This window comes from Carboxylicivirga fragile (assembly GCF_050589805.1).
GTDB classification, from domain to species: Bacteria; Bacteroidota; Bacteroidia; order Bacteroidales; family Marinilabiliaceae; genus Carboxylicivirga; species Carboxylicivirga fragile.
On sequence record NZ_JBNGOY010000123.1, the window covers coordinates 1 to 770 of the forward strand.

The window sequence follows — 770 nt, forward strand, 5'->3', positions numbered from 1 at the left end:
TTGGCGATCAAACCTGGATGGCCGAGAATCTACGTGTCACCCGCTATCGAAACGGCGATGCCCTACCCAATGTAACAGCTAACGACGAATGGAGCATATTGGCCATGGGAGCCTATTGTAACTATAACAATACCGAAGCCCTAGACACCATAGCAACTTATGGCCGCTTGTATAATTGGTATACTGTAAGCGACAACCGCAATATTGCCCCCAAAGGCTGGCGCGTGGCAACACCTGATGACTGGAACATACTGATAGACCACCTTGGTGGCGATGCCATTGCCGGAGGTAAACTTAAAGAAGCCGGTGATTTACATTGGGACTCACCCAATGAAGCCGATAATAGCAGTGGTTTTACAGCCCAGCCGGGTGGGTGGAGACATATTGAGAACAATATGCAGGCATTCTCTCGTTATGGCGTCTGGTGGACAAGTGGACAAAATGGAGTGTCGTCTGCGGCTGATCTTCAGTTATATGCATGGAGCACTAAGACTTACAAGGGGTTTAGCCTTATGATAAATGGCTATTCGATTCGATGTATTAAAGAATAATTTAAACCAAACTAAAATGAAAACACTAACTCAATTTTCAATTATTGGATTATTTATATGTACAAGCATAAATGTCTTTGCACAAGATTTTATTGTGGATGTGCCTTCAACCTATCGATATGGTGACTACCTTGTACCCTTAAAACCAGGTGCTACACATACCTTTGAGGTAAAGGTGAAAAATAAGCGCACGGATACTTATACGGTTTCAATTGATAA

Annotated in this window: 2 protein-coding genes; both read left to right on the forward strand. The window is 43.2% G+C overall.

Going from position 1 to position 770, the window contains the following annotated elements; all coding sequences use genetic code 11:
- Positions 1-551, forward strand: a 551-nt coding sequence (locus ACRD7B_RS22765; RefSeq protein ID WP_430826973.1) for a fibrobacter succinogenes major paralogous domain-containing protein, incomplete at its 5' end; no start/stop codon positions are given.
- Positions 552-567: 16 nt separating this feature from the next.
- Positions 568-770: hypothetical protein (locus ACRD7B_RS22770; RefSeq protein WP_430826974.1), on the forward strand; the 203-nt coding region annotated here is incomplete at its 3' end.